11 protein-coding genes are annotated in these 12,205 nt (G+C 58.3%); 8 read left to right on the forward strand and 3 right to left on the reverse strand.

The window, feature by feature from the left end:
- Positions 1–42 precede the first annotated feature (42 nt).
- From nagE to cyoD, 6 genes are all read left to right on the forward strand, one after another.
- Entirely contained in the window at positions 43–1,809 is a 1,767-nt protein-coding gene (gene nagE, locus ACSOSP_RS14885; protein ID WP_455307826.1) for an N-acetylglucosamine-specific PTS transporter subunit IIBC, read from the forward strand.
- A gap of 252 nt (positions 1,810–2,061) precedes the next feature.
- Complete coding sequence (locus ACSOSP_RS14890; RefSeq protein WP_455307828.1) at positions 2,062–3,453, forward strand: DUF1996 domain-containing protein; 1,392 nt, start codon at positions 2,062–2,064, stop codon at positions 3,451–3,453.
- Positions 3,454–3,734: 281 nt separating this feature from the next.
- On the forward strand, positions 3,735–4,625 hold the full coding sequence (cyoA, locus tag ACSOSP_RS14895) for a ubiquinol oxidase subunit II (RefSeq protein ID WP_455307830.1): 891 nt from the start codon (positions 3,735–3,737) through the stop codon (positions 4,623–4,625).
- A gap of 15 nt (positions 4,626–4,640) precedes the next feature.
- Positions 4,641–6,635 carry a cytochrome o ubiquinol oxidase subunit I gene (gene cyoB, locus ACSOSP_RS14900; protein ID WP_455310977.1) on the forward strand — a complete coding sequence of 665 codons (1,995 nt, stop codon included), beginning with the start codon at positions 4,641–4,643 and terminating at the stop codon, positions 6,633–6,635.
- Complete coding sequence (gene cyoC / locus ACSOSP_RS14905; protein WP_051887828.1) at positions 6,635–7,243, forward strand: cytochrome o ubiquinol oxidase subunit III; 609 nt, start codon at positions 6,635–6,637, stop codon at positions 7,241–7,243. Before cyoB ends, cyoC begins: the two co-directional genes overlap by 1 nt.
- Positions 7,244–7,576: a cytochrome o ubiquinol oxidase subunit IV gene (cyoD, locus tag ACSOSP_RS14910; RefSeq protein WP_455307832.1), complete on the forward strand. Its 333-nt coding sequence runs from the start codon at positions 7,244–7,246 to the stop codon at positions 7,574–7,576.
- A 192-nt stretch (positions 7,577–7,768) separates the two neighbouring features.
- Here the strand turns inward: cyoD and rpoH are convergent, their stop codons facing one another.
- A complete protein-coding gene (rpoH, locus tag ACSOSP_RS14915; protein ID WP_031357624.1) occupies positions 7,769–8,704 on the reverse strand; it encodes an RNA polymerase sigma factor RpoH in 936 nt (311 codons plus the stop codon).
- Positions 8,705–9,087: 383 nt separating this feature from the next.
- Between rpoH and ACSOSP_RS14920 the strand changes: the two genes are divergently transcribed.
- Together ACSOSP_RS14920 and ACSOSP_RS14925 are read left to right on the forward strand one after the other, a co-directional pair.
- Positions 9,088–9,654 carry an acyloxyacyl hydrolase gene (locus ACSOSP_RS14920; RefSeq protein WP_455307834.1) on the forward strand — a complete coding sequence of 189 codons (567 nt, stop codon included), beginning with the start codon at positions 9,088–9,090 and terminating at the stop codon, positions 9,652–9,654.
- 45 nt (positions 9,655–9,699) lie between these two features.
- On the forward strand, positions 9,700–10,095 hold the full coding sequence (locus ACSOSP_RS14925) for a nuclear transport factor 2 family protein (RefSeq protein WP_455307836.1): 396 nt from the start codon (positions 9,700–9,702) through the stop codon (positions 10,093–10,095).
- 200 nt (positions 10,096–10,295) lie between these two features.
- On the opposite strand, the gene leuA is transcribed toward ACSOSP_RS14925, so the two are convergent.
- Both leuA and ACSOSP_RS14935 read right to left on the reverse strand, forming a co-directional pair.
- Positions 10,296–11,951, reverse strand: coding sequence for a 2-isopropylmalate synthase (gene leuA / locus ACSOSP_RS14930; RefSeq protein ID WP_455310978.1), 1,656 nt, complete (start codon positions 11,949–11,951; stop codon positions 10,296–10,298).
- The gene (locus ACSOSP_RS14935) at positions 11,951–12,124 is read right to left on the reverse strand and encodes a hypothetical protein (RefSeq protein WP_455307838.1); all 174 of its coding nucleotides are present in this window, start codon (positions 12,122–12,124) and stop codon (positions 11,951–11,953) included. Before ACSOSP_RS14935 ends, leuA begins: the two co-directional genes overlap by 1 nt.
- Positions 12,125–12,205 lie beyond the last annotated feature (81 nt).

Genomic DNA, 12,205 nt, shown 5'->3' on the forward strand with positions numbered 1-12,205 from the left:
CCAACACGATCAACGACAAGACACTTATCTCTGGAGAACCTGATGGACGCCAACCTGTTTGCAAGAATGCAGCGACTCGGCCGCGCGCTGATGCTGCCGATTGCCGTGCTACCGGTGGCCGGGCTGCTATTGCGCCTCGGCCAGCCGGATGTCTTCAACATCAAGATGATCGCCGATGCAGGCGACACGATCTTTTCAAACCTGCCACTCTTGTTCGCCATCGGCGTGGCGGTTGGTTTTGCGAAGGACAATAACGGTACGGCCGGTCTGGCGGGTGCGATCGGTTACCTGATCGAAATCGCGGTGATGAAGGACATCAACGACAAGCTCAACATGGGCGTGCTGTCGGGGATCGTTGCAGGTTGCGTGGCCGGGTTCCTCTACAACAAGTACAAAGACATCAAGTTGCCTGAGTACCTCGCGTTCTTCGGAGGGAAACGCTTCGTGCCGATTGTCACGGGGGTGACCTGTCTGGTGATCGGGATTGTGCTGGGGTATGTGTGGGCGCCGGTCCAGGCGGCTATCGATGCAGCCGGCGGCTGGCTCACGGGCGCAGGCGCGCTGGGCGTGTTCGTGTTCGGCGTGCTGAACCGGATCCTGCTGGTGACGGGTCTGCACCACATCATCAACTCGCTTGCATGGTTCGTGTTCGGTTCATACACGCCCCCGGGCGGCGGCGCGGCGGTGACGGGCGACTTGCATCGCTTCTTCGCCGGCGATAAAACCGCAGGCGGCTTCATGACGGGTTTCTTCCCGATCATGATGTTTGGCTTGCCGGCAGCGTGTCTTGCCATGTTCCATGAAGCACCGAAGCATCGCCGCGCAATGGTCGGCGGCCTGCTCTTCTCGATGGCCCTGACCGCGTTCCTGACGGGCGTGACGGAGCCGATCGAATACACCTTCATGTTCCTCGCCCCGGCGCTGTACGCGATCCACGCGGTGTTGACTGGCCTGTCGCTTGCCATTTGCTCGGCGTTGGGTATTCACCTCGGCTTCACGTTCTCGGCTGGTGCTATCGACTATGTGCTGAACTACGGGCTGTCGCAGCGCGGCTGGCTGGCGATTCCGGTGGGCCTGGTCTACGGTCTGGTGTACTACGGCCTGTTCCGCTTCTTCATCCGCAAGTTCAACATGGCGACGCCGGGCCGTGAGCCTGCTACGACCGACGCGGAAGTCGAGTCCTATGACAACACGGGTTTTGTGTCCCCGACCGCCGGCGCTACCGTGCCGCGCGCAGTGCGCTACATCGCCGCTTTGGGCGGCGCGTCGAACCTGACGGTCGTCGATGCATGCACCACGCGTCTGCGTCTGTCGGTGGTGGATTCAGCGAAGGTGTCGGAACCCGAGTTGAAGGCGATTGGTGCGCGTGGCGTGTTGAAGCGCGGCGCGACGAGTGTGCAGGTCATCATCGGGCCGGAAGCCGATCTCATCTCCGATGAAATCCGCACCGAACTCGAGCGGTCGTCCACGGGCGGCGCAACGTCGGCTTCGTCCAAGCCTGCTGCTGCTCCTGCGGCCGCTGTCGCCCCGGGCGAGCAAGGTCCGCTCGATCCCGATCCGGTGCGTTGGCTTGCCGTGTTCGGTGGCGCGACCAACGTGGCTTCGCTCGATGCCGTCGCCGCGACGCGCCTGCGGGTGGTGGTGCGCGATCCGTCGTCAGTGGATCGTCAACGCTTGTCGGCACTCGACGTTGCATGGGTTTCCGCCGACACGTTCCACATTGTCGTGGGTAACGCGGCTGATCGTTATGCCGCCACCATGGCGAAGCGTCTTTCGCCGGGTCATGGCGCGGCTCCGTTAGCCGTCTGAGCCTGCCAAGGCTTACCGGCAGCTTGCGCATCGAAAGCTGAGCCGGACATAAGCAGTTAGCAATGCGGCCCCATCGTTACCGATGGGGCCGCATTTTTTTTGGCTGTTTCAGTTTGGCGCTCAATCAAAACCATCTGTCGCGAAAGACAACGACCGCGTTTATTCTGGGTGGCGATTAATAAGTTTACCTAAATAAAATCGCCTTGAGAAATCAACCCCTTCATTGTTGCTGTTTCGTTTCAGGAGCCGTTCATGAAGCTACGCATCGTCATCTGGATCACGCTTATGCTTGGCGCGAACATTGCCCACGCCGGTACCGAGTTCAATTCCGACTGCAACTATTCGCACACGCTGGCCGATGATCCCATTGTTTATCCGGGGAAACCGGGAGAGGCCATGGTGCATGATTTCTTCGCCAATCCCGGCACAAATGCGAATAGCACCTACGAGTCGCTGAGCACCAACAAGGCCGTGAACTGTGATTCGACTGCCGACCGCTCGGCCTACTGGGTGCCGCAATTAAAGCGCGCGTCCGGGATCGTCACGCCAACCTACGAGAAGACCTACTACAAGAATGATCAACCGGTGGACTCCGCGCCGGTTCACGCGATTCCGCCGGGCCTTCAAATGCTGGCCGGCGATCACATGGGCACGGCTCCCAACCCGCATGTGAACTTCATATGCATGGGGACCAACAAGTTCACGACGACAATGCCAACAAGCTGTCCGCCCAATAGCGCGAGCACTGGCGAGCCCTCCGAACTCCATATCTCCGTGCATTTTCCGGATTGCTGGGACGGCAAGACGCTGAAACCTAACCTTGGCAACAGCAGGGCGGAGCGGATGAACAGCCTCATGCGGGCTGCAAACGGCGCGCTCAACGTGGCGTATCGAAACTCTGACGGTACGTGTCCCGCTGCTTATCCGGTCAAGATTCCGGAACTGCAGTTGAATGTTGTGTATCCCCTTGGAAGCGACCCGGACTTGTCCACCGCGCAGTTGTCACTGGATCCGGTATTCCAGAACGGCCAGTGGGTGCCGCAATGGGGCAGCATGTATACGGCGCACGGTGATTTCATCAATGCGTGGCACGCCGAGAGCATGCAGTACATCGTCGATACCTGCATGAACAAGGGTGAAGTCGCTGGTTCGACCTGCAGCAAGTACATCCCCGCTTATTATTCGAAGGCCAGCGCGAATGTTCAGTTGGACAGCAAGGGCGCCGTTCGTCCGACGAGCGCAACGTTGGTCTCGGCGCCGGGCGACGTCATCCTGATCAAATTTCCGATGCCGGAAAACCTGGACGACTACGCGTATGCCGGTTCGTACCTCCAGACTCTCGGTGGGAACATCACCGATTCCAGCGCCGTCATGCTCTGGATCTATTCCGCGACCACGGACTGGGACGACACCTCGAACCTCCCTTCGGCATCTGCGTGCCATTCGAGCGACAGTGACTACCTCGGCGGAATTTATGCGGACAACGTTCAGCAGGTTCGCGACAACGACATCAGCGCCTATATAGCGTCGCAGAAGCAGGCCGGAGCGAAGCAGATTGCGATCTGCATTCGCAATGCGACGGGAAAGACCTTCCAATTTTCTTCGCGCGAAGGATCGTGGGCGCCGGGGCTGTACCTGAAGTGATGGTTTAGTCGGCTTGCCGGCGTGACGCGAAGGCCTGCGAATCCAGGCCTTCGTTTTTTATTATCCTGATTTATAAACAATGGTTATTATCTCGATAATCCAGGTCAAATCGCCGCATCTGCAGCGCATATAAGTCTGCGGCAATAAGACGCGCCAAACAAACACAAAATATTTTTCGAAAAAGTTGGATTAAATGACCGGTTGAAATCGCGCTACCCTTCTCCCGAGGCTGGTTAAAAGTCGAAACGTAATATCTCAAAAACGTTGAAATCGGGCAAGGTATGAAACAAAAATCCGGGTCGGGGTTTTGCAAGCGGTTAGCAATTTTCCCTGCTCTTCTTCTGTCGGGCTGTGGCCAGATGGATCTACTCGATCCTAAAGGCAGCATCGGGCTGGCTGAGAAGAATCTTATTCTTACGTCCACGTACGCCATGCTGATCGTGGTGGTACCGGTCATCTTCCTCACGCTGCTGTTTGCGTGGAAATATCGGCAATCGAATACGTCTGCCGAGTATTTGCCGAAGTGGGCTCATTCCAACAAGATCGAAGCCGTGGTCTGGCTCGTCCCTAGTTTGATTATCCTGTATCTCGGTATTCTGACCTACAAGAGCACACACGCGCTTGATCCTTATAAACCGCTTGTGTCTGCGGTAAAGCCGATCAATGTTGAAGTTGTCGCACTCGACTGGAAATGGTTATTCATTTATCCAGATCTGGGCATTGCTTCGGTTAATCGGATTGAGTTTCCCGTTGGCACGCCGGTGAACTTCAAGATCACGTCGGATTCGGTGATGAACTCATTCTTCATCCCGCAATTGGGCGGTCAGATCTACGCAATGGCGGGCATGCAAACCAAGCTGCATTTAATCGCCGATGAAGCCGGTGACTACGCCGGCATCTCCGCGAATTTCAGCGGTCAGGGCTTCTCGGACATGAAATTCCGCGCCGTCGCGACTACGCCTGAAGAGTTTGCCGCCTGGGTGGCGAAGGTTAGGTCATCTCCGGGTCAGCTCGACGGCGTGAACTACGCGGCCGTGGCCGCGCCGACCGAAAAGCATCCGGTCCAGTACTTCTCCAAGGTCGACGCGAATCTGTTTCAGAGCATCGTCGCGAAATATAACAACGGGCATGCTCGCAACATACCCGACCCGATCTGCCGCACGAAGGGGTAAGCCATGTTTGGAAATTTGTTGGGAAAATTAACGCTATCGGACATACCGTTCGATCAGCCGATCATCATGGCCGCGGCGGCGTTCATGGCCGTCATTGTGCTGGCCGTGGTCGTCGGGCTGACATGGTTCAAGAAGTGGGGTTATCTCTGGAGTGAATGGCTGACGTCGGTCGATCACAAGAAGATTGGCGTGATGTATATCGTCGTGGCGGTGTTGATGCTGCTGCGCGGTTTTGTCGATGCGCTCATGATGCGCACGCAACTCGCGCTGGCCTACAACGGCCCGGGATTTTTGCCGCCCGAGCATTACAACCAGATCTTCACGGCGCACGGCGTCATCATGATTTTCTTCATGGCGATGGCGTTCATGATCGGCTTGATGAACATTGTGGTGCCGCTGCAAATCGGCGCACGCGACGTCGCATTCCCGTTCATCAATTCGCTTAGTTTCTGGATGACCGCGATTGCCGCGATGCTGATGAATATCTCGCTGGTTATCGGAGATTTCGCGCAAACCGGATGGCTCGCGTATCCGCCGTTGTCGGAGCTGCAATTCAGTCCGGGGGCGGGTGTCGACTACTACTTATGGAGTCTGCAGCTTTCCGGCATAGGGACGGTGCTGACCGGCATCAACTTCTTCGTGACGATCGTCAAGATGCGCGCGCCGGGCATGACGTTCATGAAGATGCCGGTGTTCACCTGGACCGCGCTGTGCTCGAACGTGCTGATTCTCGCGACGTTCCCGATCCTCACCGCAACGCTCGCATTGCTCGCGCTCGACCGTTATTTCGGCATGCATTTCTTCACGAACGATGCCGGCGGTAACGCCATGCTTTACCTGAACCTGATCTGGGCGTGGGGCCATCCGGAGGTGTACATCCTGGTGTTGCCGGCGTTCGGCATCTACTCGGAAGTGGTGGCTACGTTCGCGAAAAAACCGCTGTTCGGCTACAAGACGATGGTCTACGCAACATGCTCCATCATGGTGTTGTCGTTGCTCGTGTGGCTGCATCACTTCTTCACGATGGGTTCCGGCGCGAACGTGAATGCGTTCTTCGGGATCATGACCATGATCATCGCCATTCCGACCGGCGTGAAGATCTTCAACTGGCTGTTCACCATCTACAAGGGCCGGCTGGAATTTTCGTCGCCGGTGTTGTGGACGATCGGCTTCATGATCACGTTCACCGTGGGTGGCATGACGGGTGTGTTGCTGGCCGTGCCGGGCGCGGACTTTGTACTGCATAACAGCCTGTTCCTGATCGCTCACTTCCATAACGCGATTATTGGCGGCGTGGTGTTCGGGTATCTCGCCGGCTTCACGTACTGGTTCCCGAAGGCGTTCGGTTTCAAGCTGAACGAAACGCTTGGTAAATGCGCATTCTGGTGCTGGTTCGGAGGCTTCTGGACTGCGTTCATGCCGCTGTACGTGCTCGGCTTCATGGGCGCTACACGCCGCATGAATCACTACGACACGCCGGGCTGGCAGCCGTACATGGTCGTTGCGCTGATCGGCGCGTTGATCATTCTCGTGGGCGTGCTGTTCCAGGTCGCTCAGGTCGTGGTCAGCGTGGTGAAGCGCAACTCGCCCGCGTACAAGGACGTCACAGGAGATCCGTGGAATGGCCGCACGCTCGAATGGGCGACGAGTTCACCGCCGCCCCTCTACAACTTCGCGGTCCTGCCTGTAATTCATGACCTCGATGCCTTCGCGCACATGAAGGAGCGCGGCCGCACGCGCCATGCAGTCGAGGACTATCGCGACATCCATATGCCGCGCAATACGAGCGCCGGGTTGATCATCGGCTTGTTCAGCCTCGCTATTGGATTCGCGCTGGTCTGGCATATCTGGTGGCTGGCGATCGCCGGGTTCCTGGGCGTGGTCGTCACGCTGATCCTGCGAAGCTACGACGACGATATCGACTACATCATTTCCGCTGAAACTGTCGCCGGCATGGACGGCACGCCGACAACACCGGCGCGCTCGCTCGACCTGCAGGAGGCACTGTAATGCTGCAAAAAACCATCTCACTCGATCTGACGGGATCCCACGACGACCACGGTGCATCGAATACCGTGTTCGGGTTCTGGGTGTACCTGATGACCGACTGCATCATCTTTGCGTCGTTGTTCGCTGTGTTCGCGGTCATGGGTCATCAGTTCGCGGACGGTCCGTCGGGCAAGGACGTCTTCGAGCTTCCCGGCGTCATGCTGGAAACGGCCATTCTCTTGCTGAGCAGCATCACGTTCGGCTTCGGCATGCTGGCCGCGCACAAGGGCAAGTCGGCCGCGCTGCTGGCGTGGCTCGGTGTGACGTTCGTGCTGGGCGCTTTGTTTATTGGACTGGAAATCCACGAGTTCAGCATGCTGATCGCGCAGGGTTACGGACCCGATCGCAGCGCATTTTTGTCAGCGTTCTTCACGCTGGTCGCAACCCACGGCTTGCACGTAACGGTTGGCCTGATCTGGATGGTGGTCCTGGCCATCCAGGTCATCGGCAACAAGAAAGTCACCCAACGCGATCTGACGCGCCTCACGTGTCTCAGCCTCTTCTGGCACTTTCTGGACATCGTGTGGATTTGCGTCTTTACCTTTGTTTATCTGACGAGCGTCGTATAAATGGCACACGCACATTCAATCGATACCGGCGCGGGCCACGGCAGCATGCGCTCGTATGTCATTGGCTTCGTCCTGTCGGTCGTGCTGACGGCCGCGGCTTTTGGACTGGTCATGCAACAGGCGTTGGGGCCGACCGAGACGATCATCGCGATCGCGGTGCTCGCGTTCGTCCAAATCCTCGTGCACCTGGTGTTCTTCCTGCATATGAACACGTCTTCATCGCAGCGATGGAACGTGCTCGCGTTCGGCTTCACCGTGATGGTGGCGGTGATCCTGATCGGCGGGACGTTGTGGGTCCTGCATAACGTCGGCGCGCACATGATGTCGCGCTAGGCCGCAGACGGACTGCCGGCTGAACGCTGGGCGGCGCCATGGGGAAACCTCTGGCGCCGTTTTTTTGGGGTACGCGTCGCGCACACGCAAATCGAGCAGGCAAAGAAAAGCCCGCCGTCTTTCGACGGCGGGCTTTCAACTCTTCCCTATGCACCGCTAGAAATCAGGTGGCGAAAGTTCTGCCTTCAACCCTTAAGCGTATTCAGTCAGCGCCGAACGCATTTTCTTCATTGCGCTGGCTTCGATCTGACGAATTCGTTCAGCCGATACGCCAAACTCGTCAGCAAGTTCATGCAGCGTCTTGCCACCCGAGCCATCGTCTTCCACTTCAAGCCAGCGCGCCTGAACGATCCGGCGGCTGCGTTCGTCGAGCGACTCGAGGGCGGTCGACAACCCTTCGCTTTGCAGCTTGTCGAACTGACGCGAAGCCAGCACGTTGGTCGGCTCATTGTGCGAGTCGGCGAGATACGCGATAGGCGCATACGATTCCTCGCCGTCATCGATCTGACCTTCCAGCGCGATGTCCCCGCCTGAAAGACGCGTTTCCATCTCCGACACTTCTTCGCGCTTCACATTCAGCTCTTTCGCCAGGCTATCAACCTCGTCCGGCGTGAACGCGTTATGTCCCGTCTTGTGGCTGCGAAGGTTGAAAAAGAGCTTGCGCTGCGCCTTCGTGGTCGCCACTTTCACCGTGCGCCAGTTGCGCAGGATGTACTCGTGAATCTCAGCCTTGATCCAGTGCATGGCATATGACACCAGCCGCACGTTCTGTTGCGGATCGAAGCGCTTCACGGCTTTCATCAAGCCGATATTGCCTTCCTGAATCAGGTCGGCGTGGGGCAGGCCGTATCCCAGGTAATTGCGGGCAATCGATACCACCAGCCGCAGGTGCGACAGCACGAGCTGACGAGCGGCGTCCAGGTTGTCGTTGTCACGGAATTCGGTGGCGTACTGACGTTCTTCCGACGGCGTTAGCATCGGAATCCGGTTGACAGCCGAAATGTAGGCGTCGATGTTGCCGATCTGGCCAGTCAACATGGACGACTGCGCAAACGTCAGCGCACCTGCCGAAGCGGCCTTGGCCGGCGCCGAGTGTCCAGTGTTCGGGAGGGTCATCGCATTGGTCACGCTTGTGTGCTCCTTATCAACAAAAAACCCGATGAAAAACCGGGTCTAGCAGGATATTAGCACTCTGCTATTTCGAGTGCTAAGGATTAGAGGTGCGTTGTGTGGTGGAGTTCCCATACGCTATTAGAATCTTCGTTCCAATAGGCTCTAAGTGGTTTCCCGCACTGTTACACGCCGCGAAACACTCTCTTTGTCAAAGTTACCGAAAGAAATTTGCAAGATTTCGCACGATTCAACCGCCAACCGGACTTCGACGAAACTTTATTCCGTGTTTTCCCCATTCAGCAGAACTCTTCCGAGCACTTTTTTGAGAGCGTCTCTAAAATGGCGCTTGCTGCATTAGTGACAAGCCCGACTTGTGAGAATCCCGTTCTGGAGTATTCATGCAGAAGAACAAAAGTGTCTGGCAAAAGCGCTCTTTTTATGGTGCGTTGTTTGGTGCGTTGGTCCTGACTTCGGCCACTGCCCGCGCCGATCAGTTCGGCGTGCAGATCGCGGGCGGGGTTGCCGACCATGACGTCCGGAAGGCGGATGTCGGTGTGGTCTGGGACCCTAACTGGACCTGGTGGGAAATCGGCGGCTTCCACTTCACCGTTGTGGGCGAAGCCCACGTGGCCTACTGGGATATACGCGAAAGCCAGGCATCGAATCCGGGAATCTGGGAATTCGGCGTGACGCCGGTGTTCCGCTTCATCAAGAGTTCGGGATGGTTTCGGCCCTATGTGGAAGCGGGCGTGGGCGTACGTCTCCTGTCACACGTTCGTGAAACCGAGACGCGTACCTTCTCTTCGGCCTTTCAGTTTGCTGACGTAGTGGGCGTCGGAGCCCAATTCGGCGCTCATCAAAACTACCAGGCTGGCTTCCGGTTTCAGCATTTATCCAACGGCGGTATCGAACACCCGAATCCTGGTATAAATTTCAGCCAGATATATTTGCAATACAACTTCTGACGGGGACCGTGTCCATCGGTTCCTCAAGTGTGAGAGGAACTGCAGATGCCGGCACAACCCATCGATACGCCCATCGAGGCAATCCGCGAACTTGAGCGCGAGCGTTTTCGCGCGATGGTCGACGGTGACGGCGAATTGCTGGACGCGCTGCTGGCGGAGAACGCCAGCTACGTCCACACCAATGGCAAGCGCGAGACGAAGCGTCAGTTTATTGATGCGATCACGGCGGGCCGCAGGCGTTATCGGCAGATCGAGATCCAGTCGCAGGACGTGATGCCGGGCGGGCGGGACACGTGGATCGTGTTTGGCCGCGCTTTGCTCGAGATGGAGTCGAAGAACGGCGCCTTGCTGTTTCCCATCGCGTATACGGCCATCCACATCCAGGTCGATAAGCAATGGCAGTTGCTCGCAATGCAGGCGACACGCGTGGCGCTGGATTAGCACCGTTTCGACGCCGTTCGATGGAGCGTCGCGGTTCGACCGGCGGGGCGGCGCCTCGTGAGCGCCGGCCGCCATGTCGATACCGGTTGTCGTGTTTTATCGCCTGCTTCGCGAATGCCTGCCGCGCTGAGCAAGAAAGCGGTGCCTGATAACACCACCGCTCGTCACTTAGTTACTTCTTGCCTCAAAACCAAACCCCTTCACGCCGCGACCGCTTCGCTTTCCACTTCCTTGCGCCCAACCCAGCGCACGCGATTGACCGCGCTGACAATGGCATCGGCGACCGCCTGAGTTGCGTTCGCATTCACCGCAACGCCGAACCGCATGGCCTGGTCGCCAATCCGGCAGCCGATGAACACCGCCGTCTCACCCTTCGCGGTCGCGGCGGTTTCAAACGATGTCACCTCGATCGACACACCGGCCACGCTGGCTACCGCTGCTGCGATTGCCTGCGCTTGCGCTTCGTCGGCGACCGCGGATACGGGCAGCTTCACGTGGCGTCCATCGAAGTAAATAGTCGATGCATCGCGCGACGCCGGGCCTTGCGCATCGAAGTATTCGCGCTGGAACAACGCGCAAATGGCTTCGCCGGACACTTCCGCGCCGGAGGCGTCGGCGACTTTCTGCACGGCGTGGCTGAATTCGATCTGCACGCGGCGCGGCGGCGTGAAGCCCAGCCCGCGTTCAAGCAGGTACGTCGCGCCGCCTTTACCCGACTGGCTGTTCACGCGGATCACGGCATCGTAGCTGCGGCCAAGATCGGCAGGGTCGATGGGCAGATACGGCACGTCCCATATCGTGCCCGGTTCACGCTGGGCGAAACCCTTGCGGATGGCATCCTGATGTGAGCCGGAGAAGGCCGTGAACACGAGATCGCCGGCATACGGATGCCGCGGATGTACCGGAATCTGGTTGCATCGCTCGACCACGCGGCGCACGCCGTCGATATCCGAAAAATCCAGACCGGGGTCGATACCCTGCGTGTACAAATTCATCGCGAGCGTGACGAGATCCACGTTGCCCGTGCGCTCGCCGTTGCCAAAGAGGCAGCCTTCCACGCGATCGGCGCCGGCAAGGATCGCGAGTTCCGCTGCGGCGACTGCCGTGCCGCGATCGTTATGCGGATGCACCGAAAGCACGATGCTGTCGCGGAAACTCATGTTGCGATCCATCCACTCGATCTGATCGGCGAACACGTTCGGCATGGCCGCTTCCACCGTGGCCGGCAAATTCACGATCATCTTGTGCTCGGGCGTGGGACGCCACATTTGCGCGACGGCGTCGCAGACTTCGCGGGCAAACGAAAGCTCGGTCATGCTGAACGTTTCCGGCGAATACTGATAGATCCAGTGCGTGCCGGGGCGTGCGGCGGCGCACTCCTTGATGATTCGCGTGCCTTCCACGGCGAGTGCCTTGGTTTCTTCCTTGGACTGCGCGAAGACGATCTTGCGAAACGACGGCGAAATCGCGTTGTACAGGTGCACGATCACCCGGGGCGCACCTTCCACTGCTTCAAAGGTCCGCTCGATAAGTTCTCGACGCGATTGCACGAGCACTTCAATGGTGACATCGGCGGGAATGCGGTTCTCCACGATCAGCTTGCGTACGAAGTCGAAATCCGTCTGCGATGCCGACGGAAAGCCCACTTCGATTTCCTTGAAACCCACCGCCACCAGCATCTCGAAGAATTCGAGCTTGGCTTCAATGCTCATCGGGTCGATCAGCGCCTGATTGCCGTCGCGCAGATCGGTGCTCATCCAGATGGGTGCGCGCTCGATCGTACGAGTGGGCCATCGGCGGCCGTTGAGGTTGACCTGGGGGAAAGGGCGGTATTTCTCGGAAGGGTTGCGCATCATCATCGTGGGCCTCGGCTGAACGCGTTGTACGCGTGAAAGCGCAGTCGTTGCGAGGCGGGCGAGCGGCCGGCGGCTTGCCGGCATCGTTCCGATGCGCGCTCGACAGGTTCGCGATGTCCCATGGCGTGGGTGACGCCGGTGACGAACGTGAACGATGCAAATGCAGCGTGCATGTGATCCTCGCGTTTTCGATCCGTGGATGAACGGACGAAAGCAGACGACTACGGGTGGTGAAAAGAGAACTGCAAAAGGGG

It is taken from the genome of Caballeronia sp. KNU42, from assembly GCF_053760385.1.

Bases quoted from the DNA above. Each gene is read 5' to 3' on its own strand.
- nagE (WP_455307826.1), top strand. From the start codon at position 43: ATGGACGCCAACCTGTTTGCAAGAATGCAGCGACTCGGCCGCGCGCTG.
- ACSOSP_RS14935 (WP_455307838.1), bottom strand. From the start codon at position 12,124: ATGCACGCTGCATTTGCATCGTTCACGTTCGTCACCGGCGTCACCCAC.
- leuA (WP_455310978.1), bottom strand. From the start codon at position 11,951: ATGATGCGCAACCCTTCCGAGAAATACCGCCCTTTCCCCCAGGTCAAC.
- ACSOSP_RS14920 (WP_455307834.1), top strand. From the start codon at position 9,088: ATGCAGAAGAACAAAAGTGTCTGGCAAAAGCGCTCTTTTTATGGTGCG.
- cyoC (WP_051887828.1), top strand. From the start codon at position 6,635: ATGCTGCAAAAAACCATCTCACTCGATCTGACGGGATCCCACGACGAC.
- cyoA (WP_455307830.1), top strand. From the start codon at position 3,735: ATGAAACAAAAATCCGGGTCGGGGTTTTGCAAGCGGTTAGCAATTTTC.
- cyoD (WP_455307832.1), top strand. From the start codon at position 7,244: ATGGCACACGCACATTCAATCGATACCGGCGCGGGCCACGGCAGCATG.
- ACSOSP_RS14890 (WP_455307828.1), top strand. From the start codon at position 2,062: ATGAAGCTACGCATCGTCATCTGGATCACGCTTATGCTTGGCGCGAAC.
- ACSOSP_RS14925 (WP_455307836.1), top strand. From the start codon at position 9,700: ATGCCGGCACAACCCATCGATACGCCCATCGAGGCAATCCGCGAACTT.